Source organism: Paenibacillus wulumuqiensis, from assembly GCF_000971965.1.
Taxonomy (GTDB): Bacteria; Bacillota; Bacilli; order Paenibacillales; family Paenibacillaceae; genus Saccharibacillus; species Saccharibacillus wulumuqiensis.
Genome location: NZ_LAQP01000001.1, coordinates 881825 through 898579, shown reverse-complemented (window position 1 = coordinate 898579; position 16755 = coordinate 881825). Strand labels below are relative to the sequence as shown.

Annotated in this window: 14 protein-coding genes; 11 read left to right on the top strand and 3 right to left on the bottom strand. The window is 49.2% G+C overall.

The window, feature by feature from the left end:
* Nucleotides 1-10: 10 nt before the first annotated feature.
* Together WH45_RS11965 and WH45_RS11960 are read right to left on the bottom strand one after the other, a co-directional pair.
* Nucleotides 11-460 (bottom strand): MarR family winged helix-turn-helix transcriptional regulator, encoded by a 450-nt coding sequence (locus WH45_RS11965; protein WP_046214539.1) that lies wholly within the window; start codon nucleotides 458-460, stop codon nucleotides 11-13.
* A 204-nt stretch (nucleotides 461-664) separates the two neighbouring features.
* Complete coding sequence (locus WH45_RS11960) at nucleotides 665-1327, bottom strand: S-layer homology domain-containing protein (RefSeq protein WP_046214538.1); 663 nt, start codon at nucleotides 1325-1327, stop codon at nucleotides 665-667.
* A gap of 254 nt (nucleotides 1328-1581) precedes the next feature.
* Between WH45_RS11960 and WH45_RS11955 the strand changes: the two genes are divergently transcribed.
* The 10 genes from WH45_RS11955 to WH45_RS11905 all read left to right on the top strand — a co-directional run bounded on the left by WH45_RS11955 (nucleotide 1582) and on the right by WH45_RS11905 (nucleotide 12985).
* Nucleotides 1582-2670, top strand: coding sequence for a lactonase family protein (locus tag WH45_RS11955; protein ID WP_046214537.1), 1089 nt, complete (start codon nucleotides 1582-1584; stop codon nucleotides 2668-2670).
* 394 nt (nucleotides 2671-3064) lie between these two features.
* On the top strand, nucleotides 3065-3319 hold the full coding sequence (locus tag WH45_RS11945) for a hypothetical protein (protein WP_046214535.1): 255 nt from the start codon (nucleotides 3065-3067) through the stop codon (nucleotides 3317-3319).
* A gap of 224 nt (nucleotides 3320-3543) precedes the next feature.
* Nucleotides 3544-3867, top strand: coding sequence for a hypothetical protein (locus tag WH45_RS11940; protein ID WP_046214534.1), 324 nt, complete (start codon nucleotides 3544-3546; stop codon nucleotides 3865-3867).
* A 325-nt stretch (nucleotides 3868-4192) separates the two neighbouring features.
* Nucleotides 4193-5191, top strand: coding sequence for a LacI family DNA-binding transcriptional regulator (locus WH45_RS11935; RefSeq protein WP_046214533.1), 999 nt, complete (start codon nucleotides 4193-4195; stop codon nucleotides 5189-5191).
* Between the two features lie 10 nt (nucleotides 5192-5201).
* Nucleotides 5202-6464, top strand: a complete 1263-nt coding sequence (locus WH45_RS11930) for a sugar ABC transporter substrate-binding protein (protein ID WP_046214532.1) — start codon at nucleotides 5202-5204, stop codon at nucleotides 6462-6464.
* 130 nt (nucleotides 6465-6594) lie between these two features.
* The gene (locus WH45_RS11925; RefSeq protein WP_046214531.1) at nucleotides 6595-7845 is read left to right on the top strand and encodes a sugar ABC transporter substrate-binding protein; all 1251 of its coding nucleotides are present in this window, start codon (nucleotides 6595-6597) and stop codon (nucleotides 7843-7845) included.
* A 43-nt stretch (nucleotides 7846-7888) separates the two neighbouring features.
* A complete protein-coding gene (locus tag WH45_RS11920; protein ID WP_046214530.1) occupies nucleotides 7889-8794 on the top strand; it encodes a carbohydrate ABC transporter permease in 906 nt (301 codons plus the stop codon).
* Nucleotides 8795-8848: 54 nt separating this feature from the next.
* Nucleotides 8849-9673: a carbohydrate ABC transporter permease gene (locus tag WH45_RS11915; RefSeq protein ID WP_046214529.1), complete on the top strand. Its 825-nt coding sequence runs from the start codon at nucleotides 8849-8851 to the stop codon at nucleotides 9671-9673.
* A gap of 171 nt (nucleotides 9674-9844) precedes the next feature.
* Nucleotides 9845-12265, top strand: coding sequence for a glycoside hydrolase family 94 protein (locus WH45_RS11910; protein WP_235338350.1), 2421 nt, complete (start codon nucleotides 9845-9847; stop codon nucleotides 12263-12265).
* A 255-nt stretch (nucleotides 12266-12520) separates the two neighbouring features.
* Nucleotides 12521-12985: a GNAT family N-acetyltransferase gene (locus WH45_RS11905; RefSeq protein WP_046214527.1), complete on the top strand. Its 465-nt coding sequence runs from the start codon at nucleotides 12521-12523 to the stop codon at nucleotides 12983-12985.
* 102 nt (nucleotides 12986-13087) lie between these two features.
* On the opposite strand, the gene WH45_RS11900 is transcribed toward WH45_RS11905, so the two are convergent.
* On the bottom strand, nucleotides 13088-13291 hold the full coding sequence (locus WH45_RS11900) for a DUF4253 domain-containing protein (RefSeq protein WP_046214526.1): 204 nt from the start codon (nucleotides 13289-13291) through the stop codon (nucleotides 13088-13090).
* A 577-nt stretch (nucleotides 13292-13868) separates the two neighbouring features.
* On the opposite strand from WH45_RS11900, the gene WH45_RS11895 reads away from it, so the two are divergent.
* A complete protein-coding gene (locus WH45_RS11895) occupies nucleotides 13869-16754 on the top strand; it encodes a 2-oxoglutarate dehydrogenase E1 component (protein ID WP_046214525.1) in 2886 nt (961 codons plus the stop codon).
* The last annotated feature ends 1 nt before the right edge of the window (nucleotide 16755 follow it).

Sequence of the window (16755 nt, the reverse complement as noted above, 5' to 3'; positions counted from 1 at the left end):
TGGATAGAAGCTAATCGGTGTTGACTCCTTTACCCAGCTTTTTGAGCAGTTCAATTGCCGCTTCCTGTTCTTTGAGAGAGAGTCCGTTCATTAAATGAGAAATGTTAACGGCGTGTTCCGGAAAGATGTACTTGAACAATTCATTGCCTTCATGTGTAATCTCAGCGTAGATGACTCTGCGGTCTTCGCTGGAAGGAATGCGTTTTAGCAGGCCTTTCTTTTCCAGCTTGTCGATATTGTAGGTAATACTTCCGCTTGTGACGAGAATTTTACTGCCGATTTGCTGTAGAGGCACCTTGCCTTTGGCATACAGTACTTCAAGAATCATAAATTCGGAAGGAGATAGGCCATATTGTTTTACATCCTTGACGGCCTGCTCCGAGATGGCCTTGTAGGCTTTGGACAGGACGACCAGTAATTTTAGTGCAGTAGCTTGAGTCTCGTTCAATGAATCGGACATGTACTCACCTCCTTCTTGAATATCTTTTGTTTAATAATCTTTAAGTTAAGATAAATATACATGAAGAATATAAATGAGTCAACACCTTATTTCTAATAAATCAATAAATGACGGATTATGGATGCAAGTGCGAAGTACGAAGTGGCGCACTTACATGGTATAATCCGCCATTTGAAAAAGAACATGGTCGGCTATGGCTCAGGATTATTCATCCGTCTTGCCGGTTAGCTCGAGTGCATTGTACAGCATTACAGCTGCTTCAGCACGTGTGATCGGTTCATCAGGACGGAAGTTGCCTGTGCCGTCCAGAGAGGCAATACCGCTGTCAATGACCTGCTCCAGAATCTGCTGCTCTAATGAAGGGAGGGATAGGGAGTCATCGATGGTGACCGGTTCATCCTGCAGCGTACCGGTACTGCCGCCGGATTCGTGAATATCCGGGTCGATCTGTTCCACGCCCTGCCAGAGCAGGGTGGCAAACTGCCCGCGGGTCATCGGCGAAGCTGCGTCCACATCCGCATCCAGCTGCAATCCGTTCAGATGGGCAATCAGCATATCGGAGCTGTACCAGGCGTTGTCGTCGATGTTCGTGTAATAATCACTGGCTTTCGGAGCTTTGATAAAACGTATATTGTCGATGTTCAGCTCCAGGCCTTTGACCAGCGCAGCTACTCCCTGGGCAGTGGTCAGCGTAGCTTCCGGCTGGAATTCCGTGTCGGTAATGCCGCTAAGAATATCATGATTTTGCAAGTATCCAATCTCCTCTCTGCCTGTCGTGTGATCCAGATCGTCAAAAGCAAGGGCAGACCCCGGCGTGGCTAAAATGACAGCACCGGCCAGTCCGAGTATCCATTTGCGAATGAACATAAGAACTCACTCCATTCCAGTCATGGACTGATCTGAACATACAAGAATCAAATTACTTCTTTATTACCCGTGATGAGTAAATCTGAATTGTACTTCAGATTTTTTTGATTTTTAGGGGCGAAGGGTATAAGTTATATAAGAAGGTGTTTGATTGAATGCCTGTTTACGGGTTACATAGACAGCAGGATATGGATCGGCGCTGTCCTACGATTCAGGCACTACGATACTTAACATGAACTGGAGGAAATAACCTAATGGATCACCAACCACAACGCCTGCTTGTATTTGCAGGTTCTTATGCAGAAGCAGCCAATCCGGGTGTATACGTATATTCCTTTAATGAAGAAACAGGTGAACTGACACCGACGGATTCCTTTACCGGATTGCAAAATCCTACATTCTTGAATGTGGATGCCCAATCCAAGCGCCTGTATGCGCTGGGGGAGACTGTCTCCGAGACCGGCCCCAAAGGCAAAGGCGGCGAAGCAGCAGCTTTTGTTATTCAGCCGGAGCAGGGCAAGATTGAACTGCTCAACCGTATGAATACAATCGACGGTCCGCCTTGCCATATTCAGCGTTCCGACGATAACCGTTATCTGACCATGGTCAGCTATCATGGCGGTATGGTCGGTCTGATCGCACTGGAGCAGGATGGAAGCGTCGGCGAACTGCTGGATGTGCAGCAGCATGAAGGTCACAGTGTCGACCCGCAGAACCAGGATCGTCCGCATCCGCATTCTACTTTCTTTGATCCGGCAGGTAAATATCTGATTGTACAGGATCTGGGACTGGATCGTGTACGTACGTATGCGCTGAACACAGATGCCAACAAATTGGAGTTTACAGTGGATACGGCATCCACACCGGGCGCTGGACCTCGTCACCTCGTATTCCATCCGAACGGACAGTATGCTTTTATCATTAACGAGCTGAATTCCACGGTCACTTCGTATCAGTACGAGGCAGATACAGGTGTGCTGAATGAAGTGCAGACCCTCTCCACTCTGCCGGAAGGCTTTGAAGGCGCCAATGGCTGTGCCGAGATCGCTATCTCTGCAGACGGCAAATATCTGTATGGTTCCAACCGCGGACATGACAGTATCGTGCAGTATGAAGTGGATGCTTCCACAGGCGGTCTGACGCTGGTACAGCATGTATCGACAGAAGGCGGTCATCCGAGACATTTCTCCATTCTGCCGGGTGGCAAATTCCTGCTCGCCGCGAACCGAGACGGAAATAACATCGTCGTATTCAGCATCGACCAGGCGACAGGCCAATTGACATACACAGGCAAGAGCGTGGAAGTATCCAAACCGGTCTGCGTATGGGGAGCTTATTTCTAAGCCAATCTGGTCTGGATATATGGGCTGCCGTATATGATAATAGTACCTATACGTTCATTTTTGTCGATTTCTGGATGTATCCATCGGTCGTTGAAAACGGAAAAATAATCTATGTAGAGCCGCCGGGATGGCTGTTTATCATCCTGGCGGCTTTTTGTGCGGGAAGCTTTGTAATTCCTTGCAAAATCCCCATGAGCAGGGGAAGCGAATCGGGTCCTGCGAATCTGTCCATTTCGTATAGAGTTATATGACTACTCCGGATGAAATGAACGATGCCGTAGTCCGCTAGATCCTGCTGAACAGCTGTTTCAATTTTGCCCAGAGAGGTAAAAGTAATGTAATACGGTTCACTCGACATGTACAGCAAGCCGAATCCGCAAAGGAGATGGAGATTATGACAGAACCGCGCAAAAATGATAAAGTACAGGAACAGGCAGGCAAAAGGGATAATCCGGAGCAGTACCCGACGGAGAATGAAAGCCTGTTTGACCGTTTTGAATCCGAACAGACCGTCGACTCTCTGCCGATTGAGGATATGAAGCTTGAACAGCGTGAGGAAAATGACGGCGAGCATATCAAACGCTCATCTTCCAGTCAGAACGCTTTTCCTGAAGGCAATTCCGAGGACGATTCGGATATTGTCCGTTAAGCGGGAAATGATTACAATAATGTAAGTACAGGAAAATAGATTAGACTAAACTGCACGAAAAGAGAACAGAACCGTACTATTTATTTTAATCGTGCATTACGAACAGACGAGTACTTTCAAACTGGGTCAGTCAGATGACAGCATTATAAAAAGGAGCAGCGCTGTATTCCATACAGCGGCTGGTCCTTTTTCAAGGTTTGGCAAAGTCGGAAAGGTGCAAATAAATGGCATTCGGAATCAACAGAAGACAATTGAAACAATGGAAACACAGCGTAGAGGCAGGCGAGATTGCGTTCCTGACACACTACTGGCTGGATGAACGCTTTCCCGGCATTCGGACAGTGACCAAGGTAGGCTGCGCGGATATCGGCAAACTGAAGCAGTGGTGCATCTCCTATGGCCTGAATCCCGCTTATATTCATTATCGTGATCGATATCCGCATTTTGATCTGCTGGGAGGGGAACAGCTGCGCATCTTAAAGGCAGAAGGACTACAGGAACAGATTGATCATTTTGGATTGGAAAAGACGCCGAAGACGCATTCCTGAAGGCATTACCCCAAATATCGATTCGACAAAATAACAAAAAAATTTAAAAGTGGTTGAAATCGTTTACAAGCAGATATATAATAACGTTGTAGAAACGTTTCGACAAAAGAGTGCAAATCATCCCGTGATGAATATTGTATCTGAAAAATGTAAAATTATTGAATTAACGCTTATGAATTGGCTTTTTAATGATTTTTCACCAAAAAATCAAATGGTACAGTCAGAAAACAGGTTTTCCACTGGATATTGTAATTTCTAAACTGTAAGCGGTTTCTGCTCTTTTATCGAAACGTTTCGATATTCGTAAAACTACAGAGGTGAGCAGATGGGAGCAACGATCAAAGATGTAGCCGCACTGGCGGGCGTTGCAGTATCGACTGCATCGTATGCACTGAATGGCATCGGCAGAGTCAGCAGCAAGACCCGTGACAAGGTTATCGAAGCCGCCAAGCAACTGAACTATCAGAAGAACGGAATTGCGTCAGATCTGAAGCGCTCCAAGACCAATACGATTGCCCTGCTGCTCAGCGACCTGTCAGGCCCTTATTACTCCAGTCTAATCAAGGGAGTACAGGAAGTCAGCCTGAATAATGGCTATGACCTGATTGCCTGCAGTTCAATCGGCGGCGATTCCTCCACAGCCGTCAAATTTATCAAGGAAAAGCGTGTGGATGGAGCGATTATCCTCGCCCATAATATTCCGGATCGTACCATTCTGGAGTCTGCACGTGAGGGCTTCCCGATCGTCATGCTGGACCGGCGGCTGGAACATGAGAGTGTCTGCTATGTAGAGGCCGATCATGAGAAAGGCGGCACGCTGGCAACCAATTACCTGATTGAATCGGGACATCGCCAGATTGCCTTTGTATCCGGTCCGGCGAGCAGCAAGCACAATAATGACCGTTATAACGGGTTTGTGCGGGCAATGAATCAGCACAATCTGACGATTGAGCCGCGCTGGAATCTGATTGGCAATTTTACCGAGGAAGGCGGATACCGTGCGATCAAGCTGATGCTGGCGCAGGGCAATCTGCCGGAAGCTGTATTTTTCGCCAATGATGAGATGGCACTCGGCGGTATTACCGCCTTGTACGAAGCGGGTCTTCGTGTACCGGAGGATATTTCGGTTATCGGATTCGATGATATCGTACAGGCCCGATTCCTGAACCCCGCGCTGACCACGGTAAGACAGCCGGATTATGAAGTGGGAGCACTTGCCGTTCATCTGATTTTCCAGATTCTCAAGGGTGAATCGGTCGCACAGCATTATACACTGGACACTGAACTCGTTATTCGTGGAACAGTACGAACAAATTCAAAATGAGGTGTGCTTAATGAAAAAAATGTGGAAACCCATGATAGCTTGCATGTTGATTTTCTCTTTTGTACTGGCGGGGTGTGGTGGCAGCAAAGAAGCAGCCACTACTGCAGACGGCAAACGAATTCTAAAAGTATGGGGCATGGGAGCGGAAGGAACGGCCCTGTCCAAGATGGTGCCTGATTTTGAAGCCAAGAACCCTGATATCAAGGTGGAAGTACAGGCCATTCCATGGGATAACGCTCACGACAAGCTGCTGACAGCAGTTGCTTCGCAAAGCGGTCCGGATGTAGTGCAGATGGGCATGAGCTGGATTCCCGAATTTGCTGAAGCCGGAGCCCTGCAGGATCTGTCTTCTTATGCCGAAAAATATCCAAACCTGAAAGCGGATAATTACTTTGAAGGTGCCCGTACCAAAATGACCTATGAAGACAAACTGGTCGGCGTACCATGGTACATCGATACACGTGTCCTGTTCTACCGCAAAGACCTGCTCAAACAGGTCGGCTACAATGAAGCACCCAAAACCTGGGCCGAACTCAAGGATGCAGCGACCAAACTGACTGCCCGCGGCAAAGGCAACTACGGCATTTTGCTGGACAGCAAAGATCAATTGTTCACGCTGCCATTTGCCTGGGAGAACGGCAGTGAAGTGATCGACAGCAGCGGCAAGGCCGTGCTGAATGAGCCGGCTTATGTAGAAACGATTCAATATCTGAGCAGCTTTTTCAAGGAAGGGATCGCTCCGACACAGAGCGATATGCAGCTGATTCCTTCCTTTGGTGAAGGGATTCTGCCCATGTTTTTCAGCGGTCCATGGTCGGTCAATCAGGTGAAGACAGAGCTGCCTGAATTGAAAGAAGATCAGTGGGGTACAGCGATTGTTCCTGCCAAAGAAGCAGGCGGCGAAAGTGTATCGGTACTCGGCGGATCGAATATGTCCGTGTTCAGCAGTGCCAAGAATACAGAGGATGCAGTAAAATTCATCTCTTATCTGAACGAACCTGATGTACAGGTGAAATGGTATGAGCTGACACAGGATCTGCCATCCACTACCAAAGCATGGGATAACAAAGTATTCCAAAATAACCCGAATATTCAGACTTTCCGTACACAGATGGACACGGCCCGTTCCATTCCATCTGTCAAAGAGTGGGAAACGGTTGCCAAACAGATCAGTGACGCTTTCGACCAGATTGTTGTAGGTGGACAGGATATCCAGACGCAGCTGGATCAACTGAACGAGCAGGCGAACTCGACCCTGCAAAGCGGCAGTTAAATCTGTCCTATAACCGCAGCTTGAGCAATGAATCGGTTCACCCTGCAAAGATGCCGTCCGTCCTCTTCTATCCGTTATCCGGGCTGGTCTTTGCTTCTCTTTTATACAAATAAAATTAAAGAGGTGCCAAATGGCTAAACTATGGAAATCCATGATCGCATGCATGCTTGTATTCTCGATTGTACTGGCTGGATGTGGTGGTCAGGATAAAGTGACCACAGCGGATGGAAAACGGATCTTGAAAGTATGGGGTATGGGCGGCGAAGGCGGGTCTTTGCCGGATATGGTAGCAGCCTTTGAAAAGGCAAATCCGGATATTGATGTACAGGTTCAGCAGATTCCATGGGGTTCTGCGCATGATAAACTGCTGACCGCTGTCGCTTCCAAAAGCGGTCCGGATGTGATCCAGATGGGAATGACCTGGATTCCGGAATTTGCCAATGCAGGGGCACTGATGGATCTGACTCCTTATGTGGAGCAGTATCCGAATCTCAAGCCAGAGAATTTCTTTGAAGGTGCACGGGAGACGATGAAATTCAATGATCAGATGATCAGTATTCCATGGTATATGGAGACGCGTGTGCTCTATTATCGTACCGATCTGCTCAAAGAAGTCGGTTATAACGAAGCGCCCAAAACCTGGGCCGAGCTCAAAGACGCAGCAACCAAGCTGGCGGCACGCGGCAATGGCAATTACGGCATTCTGCTTGATAACCAGGATGCAGCGTTCACGCTGCCATTTGCCTGGGAAAACGGCAGTGAAGTGATCGGCAGTGACAATAAGGCACAATTTAACCAGCCTGCATATATTGAAGCAGTCAACTATCTGACCAGCTTCTACAAAGAAGGACTGACACCTACACAGAGCGATATACAGCTGCTACCTGCCTTTGGTCAGGGAATGGTACCTATGTTCTTCAGCGGTCCATGGTCGATCAATCAGATTCATGAGACGGCACCACAGATTGACGGCAAATGGTCTACCGCTCTGATTCCTGCCAAAGAAGAAGGCAGCAAAAGTGCTTCCGTACTCGGAGGGTCCAACTGGAGCGTATTCAGCAGTGCTGTCAACAAGGACGATTCGGTGAAATTCATTTCCTTCATGAGCGATCCTGCCAACCAGGTGAAATATTATGAACTGTCCAAAGATCTGCCGTCTACACTGAAAGCATGGGAAGACAAAGCATTCAGCAGCAATGAACAGATCAAAACATTCCGTGAGCAGATGGAAACTTCCCGCACTTCTCCATTCGTGAAGTCATGGGAAGCGATCGGCACCCTGATCAAGGATTCGCTGCAGCAGATCAACATCGGTGGCGCAGATGTCAAGACACAGATGGAAGAACTGACTACGCAAGCGAATGAACTGTTAAAAGACTAATTGAAGAAGTAGTGAAAATGCTTCCGTAAAGGAGGGAACAGAGATGCAGAAGGCCTGGCAATCGTTGGCAAAGCACAGATATCCATATCTGTTTATTGCGCCAACCCTAATCATTCTATTTATCTTTTCATTCATTCCGATTCTGGTTGCCGTATTTATCAGCTTCACGAATATGGATCTGGCCGGACTGGCCAACTGGTCCAATATCAAATTCAACGGGGTGGATAACTTTGTTCAGCTGTTCGGCGATGCGGTGTTCCGCAAGTCGATGTTCAATACGCTGATCTACGTTGTGGTCGGTGTACCTCTGGTCGTTCTCCTGTCGATGGCTATCGCCATTCTGATTAATCAGGGAACGAGCTGGCTATTCAAAACGTTCCGGGTTATTTACTACATGCCTTCCATTACAAATATCGTCGCTGTCGCCGTCATCTGGGGATACCTCTACAATTCCCAGTACGGCCTTATCAATCAGATGCTGGGATTCTTTGGTTTTGATCCGGTCCGCTGGCTGCAGGGACCGACCATTGCCAAGTTTTCGCTGATTATTATGGCGGTATGGAAAGCGATTGGTCTGAATATGATCATTTTCCTGGCAGCCCTGCAGGGTATCCCGCGTACGTATTATGAAGCGGCTCAGATCGACGGAGCCAGCCGCTGGCAGCAGTTGACCAAGATTACGATACCACTGCTCGGCTTTGCTACTTTCTTCGTCTCAATTACTACGCTGATCGGCTGGATTCAGTTCTTCGAAGAACCGCTCGTTATGACAAAGGGCGATCCTCTGAACGGCACAACATCCATGGCCCTGTTTATTTACAATACAGGCTTCCAGCGCAGTGACTTCGGTTATGCAGCAGCAGGCTCGATTGTATTGTTCGCGATCATCATTGTTGTAACGATTATTCAATTCAAAGCACGCAAAAAAGACAGCGATGTAGAGTATTAATGATCCGTACAGCCTGAGCTGACGCCGGATTGAACTGTGAAAGGAGGTTCCGCAATGGATATTCAAGTAAGACCGATTTACAAAACCGTTATTATTGCGCTGCTCGTGATTGGCGCAGTAGCGATGTGTATCCCGTTTATCTGGATGATTCTGTCTTCCTTCAAGCCGGAGAGTGAGGTTACATCACTCACGCCTTCCTTCTGGCCGCAGGAACCGACGATGCATAACTTTGAGCGTCTATTTACGGAAATGAACTTCTGGCAGTATTTGAAAAATACACTTGTTATCGTGTTCTTTTCCTTTATCGGATTGTTCCTGAATGCGGCAGCAGGTTATGCCTTTGCCAAGTTCACTTTCCCCGGTAAAAATGTAATCTATTATCTGGTGCTTGGAACGATGATGATTCCTTCCCAGGTAACGATGATTCCGGTCTATTTGATCCTGAATGTAATGGGGTTAACAAATACAATGGCAGGGATTGTACTGCCCGGTATGGTAAACGCCTTTGGTATTTTCCTGTTCCGCCAGTTTATGACTTCGATTCCGAATGATCTGATCGAAGCGGCACGGCTCGACGGAGCAGGCGAGATTCGCACGTTTTTCCAGCTCGTTATTCCGATTGCCAAGCCGATCTTTGCGGTACAGGGGATTCTGACCTTTATCGGTGGCTGGAACAGCTTCCTATGGCCGCTGATTGTAGCCAATGATGAGAGTCTGTATACCCTGTCGGTTGGTCTGTCCTTGCTCAAAGGACAGTATGGCGGAGACTTTGCGATCCAGATGGCTGGCGCATCATTTATGGTTATTCCGATTCTGATTATCTTTATTTTTGCTCAGCGTCATATTATTGAGGGATATACCATCTCCGGTATGAAATAAGACAGACGCGTATGCATTACGATGGGAGCCTGCCATTTACGGGTCGATCACGTTTTGGGATGGCAGCATGGTGGAAGGTACAAATGGCGCCTGGTTATGGTTATCTGCTGTTAACTGACATAACCGGGCCTATAGGTTAGAGACAAATATGATTACATTACGGAGGGATTCATGATGTCTACTATACACAATCAATCCGCAACAACGCAGCAGAATCAGCTGTTCCAGAACGAATATGGCTACTTTACCGAAAATGGCCGCGAATATGTCATTACCAATCCGCGTACTCCGCGTCCATGGAGCAATATTATCAGCAATGGCGATTATTCTTTTATGGTATCGCAGGCAGGTGGCGGTGCTTCATGGCGCGGCAATGCCGGACAGAACCGGATTACCCGTCTGTTCCAGGATGTGATCAAGGATTCATGGGGCAAGTTCATTTACCTGCGTGACCGCAGCTCCGGCAAATTCTGGTCGGCAGCATGGAAGCCGGTTATGGCAGAGTTCGAACATTATGAAGTGCGTCATGGCATCGGGTACAGCGTGTTCACCCAGCAGGTGGATGGCATCCGCAGTGAACTGACCGTATTCGTGGCTCCCGACGCTCCACTGGAAATATTGCAGTTAAAAATCACCAATAACAGCGGACAGACACGTGAACTGGACGCGACTACTTATTTTGAATGGGCGCCGGGATTTGCACCGGATGAGCACCGTGAATTTCACAAAATCTTTATGAATTCGGAATACCGGGAAGATCTCAATGCCATTCAACTGGAAAAATACTTATGGGGCTTCCCGGATGAAAAGGGACGCAGCAATAATGTAAGCTGGCCGTATACCGCTTTCCATGCGGCAAGTGAAAAGCCGTCTTCGTACGACGCGGACAAAGAATCCTTTGTCGGCATGTATGGCGAGGAATCCCGTCCACAGGCGATGCAGGATCAGGAGCTGGCCGGACATACCGGACGTTTTGGTGATGCGGCAGCTTCGCTGCGGGTCGCTGTCAAGCTGGAGCCGGGCGCCTCTCATACGGTCGTATTTACAATTGGTGCTGCCGAACAGGAGAAAGAAGATGCTGCAGCATTGATCCGTGAATATACGAGCGTGGAAGCCGCAGAACGCACACTGGCACGGGTACATGAATTCTGGAGTGAAATGATCGATGCCGAGGAGATTCAGACCCCCGATCCGGCGATGAACATCATGACCAATATATGGCTCAAATACCAGTCCATTTCCTGCCGCCTCTGGGGCAAAACGGCCTACTATCAGGTCAGCGCGGGTTATGGATTCCGCGATCAGCTGCAGGATTCCCAGATCTTCCTGACCAGCAAACCGGAATTGATGCGCAAGCAGATCCTGATGCATGCTTCCCAGCAGTTCCAGGAAGGCGATGTACTGCACTGGTGGTTCACCATCCGCGGCGGCGGTCCGCGTACACGCTGCTCGGATGACCTGCTGTGGCTGCCGTTCATCATGGACTCCTATCTTAAGGAAACACAGGATTACGGCATTCTGGACGAAATCACACCATTCCTCGACGGCGGGGAAGCGACCGTCTATGAACATTGCAAACGTGCGATTGAGAAATCATTCCTGCGCTTCAGTCCGCGCGGTGTACCGCTGATGGGTGAGCATGACTGGAATGATGGACTCAGCGCGATCGGTTATGACTGGAAAGGCGAGAGCTTCTGGGTAGGCGAGTTCCTGTACATGATTCTGGGCAGCTTTGCACCGGTGGCACAGCGCCGGGGCGATCAGGCTTTTGCCGATAAAATGATCGAAGTGCAGGGCAGCCTCAAGCAGACCTTGAACGAATACGGCTGGGATGGCGAATGGTATCTGCAGGCGACAACCGATGATGGTCTCAAAGTCGGTTCCAAGGAAAACGAAGAAGGCCAGATTTTCCTGAATCCACAAATCTGGGCGGTTATCTCCGGTGTAGCCGATGAAGAGCGCGGCCAGCTGGCGATGGCAAGTGTCAGCAAGCATCTTCTGCGTGATCACGGCTCTCTGCTGCTATATCCGGCCTATACCAAGGTACGCCGTGATATCGGCTATATTACCCGCTATGCACCGGGTCTGCGCGAGAACGGCGGTGTCTATACACACGCAGCGACATGGGCAGTATGGGCGTATACACTCGCAGGTCAGCCGGAGAAAGCATACGAAGCCTACAGCAAAATCTGCCCGCCGAACCGCTCGGATGATCCGAATGGGTATGTAGCCGAGCCATATGTCACTCCAGGCAACTCGGACGGCCCGATCTCGCCAAACTACGGACGCGGCGGCTGGACCTGGTACACCGGTTCTTCCCAGTGGCTGCAGCGCATGGCGACCAACTGGATTCTCGGCGTACGCGCAGAGCATGAAGGTCTGCTGGTCGATCCAAGCATTCCATCCGAATGGCCGGAATTCAGCTACCGTCGTAATTTCCGCGGTGCAACTTACCAGATCCACGTCGATAACGCAGCAGGCGTATCCCGCGGCGTGAAGTCAATTACCGTCGATGGCAAAGCAATCGAAGGCAATATCCTGCCGGACTTCCAGGACGGCAAGGAGCATGAAATAAACGTCGTTATGGGTTAAATGAAAGTGGATTGAAGCTCAAATACAGTACCCAAAAGAGCACTGCTGCATCCAATTACGCAGCAGTGCTCTTTTTGAGTTGGTTATTAGGCTTGTTATACGTAGAAATTAAAACCGCTTAATCGGCAACATGAGCAGTCGATATGCGTTTGCTGCCGTACAGAGACAGGTAACACATCATGGTATCTTGCCAATTTGCCGGTCAGCATATATATTGAATAATATTTTAAATGAGAATGGGTAGAGGTGAAGATAATGACGTGGCATATCAAGCATTTTGATGAACTGAGCACCAGGGAGCTATATCGCATTCTGAAGGAACGAACCGACATTTTCGTGGTCGAGCAAAATTGCCCGTATCCCGAAGTGGATGGCAGGGATCTGGACTGCTATCACCTGTTCAAGCTGGAAAATGAACAGATCGCCGCCTATGCCCGTCTGCTGCCGCCGGGAGTAGCCTATTCGCAGGCTTCGATTGGCCGGGTTATCGTACCAGCCACTTATCGTGGTAAAGGCTATGCTGGCGAGCTGTTCGCACGTGCAGTGGACTTTATTCAGCAGGAGCTGCATGAAGTGGAAATCAAAATCCAGGCGCAGGAGTATCTGTGCCGGTTCTATGGTTCATATGGATTCGAGCCGATCTCCGAATCGTATCTGGAGGATGGCATCCCGCATGTGGATATGCTGTTAAAAGAACGCAGAGTGCAGCAGCAGATCTGAGCATATACCTACAGGTTGCTGTGCATGATTATGTCTTTGCATAACGCCTGCAAACCTCGCTGCCGATCGTAGAGCCTGGCGATAATACAGAAACGGTATTTATCAATCCCACCAGAAATACCAGCTTGTTGAATCTTTCAACTGGCTTGCAAGTCCGCGAATCGAAGCGGTTGACCCGGCTGCCTGGTAGACAATATCACTGTAAAAAGCAAACTGTTCTTTTGCCAGCGCTTCTGCAGTGATATCGTCCACAGGCGGGCGGGTTAGTTTCATTTCCCAGGTGTCATGAGTAACATTTCCCCACAAATCGAACTCCCCTCCTGCTTCCTCGTCCGACACACTATCGTTCCAGCGCTGCATCAGCAGCAGGTTAAACAGCATGATGGGAGACAGACAGAAGGGAGGAAAGACACAATTTCGCCTTTAATTCTAATAAACCAGAAGAGAGACCGAAATTCGATTCCCGATCTTCTGCCCCATCTGGTTAGATTTGGACAAAATAGATAAAAATTAAAATTGGAAATCTATACCTGACTATTGTAGAATGGGAAATGTAGAGCGGATCACAGTTCGAATAAGGGGGCATGAACAGCCAAGTATTACTTCAAAAGATGCTCAATGTCATGGACAAACTCTTGCTAGACGATTTGCTAAAATTGTATTTTTTTGATTAGTAGTCATATTTCGCTCTAATCAGGCTAAAAAACCTGAATTATTCTTTACACACCCCAAAGAAAACGTTTTCTTAACTTAGCATCGCTTTTCCTCGCTGATAGTCCCATTTTAGACTATTTTGTGATTAATCAGATAGAGGTATAATTAAAAGTGTTGCAATTCCGTCACAAAAATATTCACAAAAAATTCAAGACGGAGGGAATCCTCGATGACAATCGACGAATCGAACAGACCATCTTTATGGCAATCCTATTACGGGCCCAATCTGGGGTACGTACAGGAACAGTATGAAAAGTACAAACAGGATCCTAATTCGGTTGATGAGGGATACCGAACGCTATTTGAACAGCATGGGGAACCTGTAGCTCCTGCCGCAGCATTTTCCGGCCAGGCAGCAGACAATGGTACTAGTACCCCGGGTAAAGTAGATACCAATCTATTAAAGAAAGCGGTTGCAGCGGAACGATTAGTTTGGAATATCCGTACATACGGACATTTGGCAGCAGATATCGATCCGCTTGGACTGAGTACACCTTCGGATGTACGTCTGCTTGATCCGCAGGAATACGGATTGGGACAGCGCGATCTGGCCCAGCTTCCCGCATCCCTGATCTGGGAAAATGCGCCGGAAGAAGCACGTGACGGATGGGAAGCCATTCAGATCCTGCGCCAGAAATATACCGGACCGATCGCTTACGAATTCTCGCATGTACATGATGAGAAGGAGCGCAACTGGCTCAACCGTCAGGTAGAGACCAATTCTTCTACCCAGCCGCTCAGCGACGAGGAGAAACTGCAGCTGCTGCATCGTCTCGTTGAGGTAGAGCAATTTGAAGAGTTCCTGCACAAGACATTTGTCGGTCAGAAACGTTTCTCCATTGAAGGCAACGATGCGCTCGTACCGATGCTGGATACGATTGTGCGTATTGCTGCGCGCGGCGGAGCACGACATGTATTAATGGGCATGGCTCACCGCGGACGTCTGAACGTACTGGCTCATGTGCTCAACAAGCCATACGGAAAAATTTTCTCCGAATTCCAGCATTCTCCGAATAAGGACATGATGCCGTCGGAAGGTTCCATGGGCATTAACTTTGGCTGGACCGGCGATGTAAAATATCATCTGGGTGCCCGTTATTCCATGACCGAGGAAGGGCAGAGCTTTGAGACTCGCCTGACGCTGGCGAATAACCCGAGTCACCTGGAATATGTAAACCCTGTCGTAGAAGGTTTCACCCGCGCGGCGCAGGATGACCGCAGCGAGAAGGGTTACCCACGTCAGGACAAGGACAAGGCTGCAGCGATCATCATGCACGGTGACGCCGCGTTTGCCGGTGAAGGGATTGTAGCGGAGACGCTCAACTTTAACCAGCTGCCCGGTTTCCAGAACGGTGGTACGATTCATATTATCGTCAATAACCGCCTCGGCTTCACGACAGACAGCAAAGATTCCCGTTCCACACACTACGCGAGTGACCTGGCTAAAGGCTATGAGATCCCGGTTGTGCACGTGAACGCGGATGATCCGGAAGCCTGTCTGCGCGCTGCAGAGATGGCGATGCAATACCGTAATCTGTTCAAAAAGGATTTCCTGATCGATCTGATCGGTTACCGCAGATACGGACACAATGAAGCGGACGATCCGGAGACCACTCAGCCGCTCATGTATGGCAAAGTGAAAAATCATATGCGTGTCGCATCCCTGTACGGCAAAAAGCTGGCAGAGCGCGGTGTGGCAGACAGCCAGCAGTATGAGAAATACAGAAATGAAGTGCAGGACAGCCTGAAAGCGATCTACGACCAAGTGAAGAACGATGACAGCCAGCAGACATTCGGTCCGATGAATCCAGCTGGTGAAGGTGCTGCCAAAGCTTCCACACAGACCGCCGTACCGGCTGACCTGCTGAGCAAAATCAACCAGGGTCTGCTGACCTGGCCGGACAACTTCAGCGTCTATCCGAAGCTGCAGCGTATTCTGGAGCGTCGTACCAATGCTCTGGCTCCGGATGGCAAAGTCGACTGGGGTCATGCCGAGACACTTGCCTTTGCAACGATTCTCGCCGAAGGCAAGCCGATCCGGATTACCGGACAGGATGCGGAGCGCGCGACATTTGCTCACCGTAACCTGGTGCTACATGATGCCAAGACCGGAGAAGAGTTCTGCCCGCTGCATCGCCTGCCGGAAGCCAAAGCTTCCTTTGCGGTGCATAACAGTCCGCTCTCCGAAGCAGCGGTTATCGGATTTGAATATGGATATAATGTACACGCACCCGAGACACTCGTTATCTGGGAAGCCCAGTACGGTGACTTTGTCAATGCGGGTCAGGTTCTGATTGACCAATTCATCTCTGCCGGACGCAGCAAATGGACCCAAAAGTCCAGCCTCGTTATGCTGCTGCCGCACGGTTATGAAGGTATGGGACCGGAGCACTCCAGTGCACGTCCGGAGCGCTTCCTGCAGCTGGCGGGTGAGGATAACTTTACCGTAGCCAATCTGACATCCGCTTCCCAGTACTTCCATCTGCTGCGCCGTCAGGCGCTCAGCACAGAGACGGAAGAAGCCCGTCCGCTCGTCGTGATGGCGCCGAAGAGTCTGATTCGTAACCCGCGTGTCGCTTCTGCAGCGGCAGAACTGAGCGAAGGCAGCTTCAAGCCGGTAATCGAGCAGAAGGGTCTCGGCGACAAGAAAGCTGCAGTGGAGCGCGTTATTCTGTGTACCGGTAAAGTGGCAATCGATCTCGAAGAAGCATTGGACAAAGAAAAGGATACCGATTTCTCCTGGCTGCACATTATCCGTGTCGAGCAGCTGTATCCGTTCCCGAAAGAAGAAATCACCAAAATTCTGTCCGGTTTTACCAATCTCCAGGAAATTATCTGGGTACAGGAAGAACCGAAAAATATGGGCTACTGGACATATATGGATTCCAGACTCCGTGAAGTGGCACCGGAAGGCAGCAGCGTAAGCTACATCGGCCGTCCGGAACGTTCCAGCCCGGCAAGTGGTTATCAGCATATTCACGCCATCGAACAACAGCGTATAATGACATCAGCACTCAAACCAAATTCGTTGAAAAACATATCCCTGGGGAGGTAAC

Coding starts and splice junctions, on each gene's coding strand:
- WH45_RS11895 (WP_046214525.1), top strand. CDS start 13,869: ATGACAATCGACGAATCGAACAGACCATCTTTATGGCAATCCTATTAC.
- WH45_RS11925 (WP_046214531.1), top strand. CDS start 6,595: ATGGCTAAACTATGGAAATCCATGATCGCATGCATGCTTGTATTCTCG.
- WH45_RS11955 (WP_046214537.1), top strand. CDS start 1,582: ATGGATCACCAACCACAACGCCTGCTTGTATTTGCAGGTTCTTATGCA.
- WH45_RS11915 (WP_046214529.1), top strand. CDS start 8,849: ATGGATATTCAAGTAAGACCGATTTACAAAACCGTTATTATTGCGCTG.
- WH45_RS11930 (WP_046214532.1), top strand. CDS start 5,202: ATGAAAAAAATGTGGAAACCCATGATAGCTTGCATGTTGATTTTCTCT.
- WH45_RS11910 (WP_235338350.1), top strand. CDS start 9,845: ATGATGTCTACTATACACAATCAATCCGCAACAACGCAGCAGAATCAG.
- WH45_RS11935 (WP_046214533.1), top strand. CDS start 4,193: ATGGGAGCAACGATCAAAGATGTAGCCGCACTGGCGGGCGTTGCAGTA.
- WH45_RS11920 (WP_046214530.1), top strand. CDS start 7,889: ATGCAGAAGGCCTGGCAATCGTTGGCAAAGCACAGATATCCATATCTG.
- WH45_RS11960 (WP_046214538.1), bottom strand. CDS start 1,327: ATGTTCATTCGCAAATGGATACTCGGACTGGCCGGTGCTGTCATTTTA.
- WH45_RS11905 (WP_046214527.1), top strand. CDS start 12,521: ATGACGTGGCATATCAAGCATTTTGATGAACTGAGCACCAGGGAGCTA.
- WH45_RS11945 (WP_046214535.1), top strand. CDS start 3,065: ATGACAGAACCGCGCAAAAATGATAAAGTACAGGAACAGGCAGGCAAA.
- WH45_RS11965 (WP_046214539.1), bottom strand. CDS start 460: ATGTCCGATTCATTGAACGAGACTCAAGCTACTGCACTAAAATTACTG.
- WH45_RS11940 (WP_046214534.1), top strand. CDS start 3,544: ATGGCATTCGGAATCAACAGAAGACAATTGAAACAATGGAAACACAGC.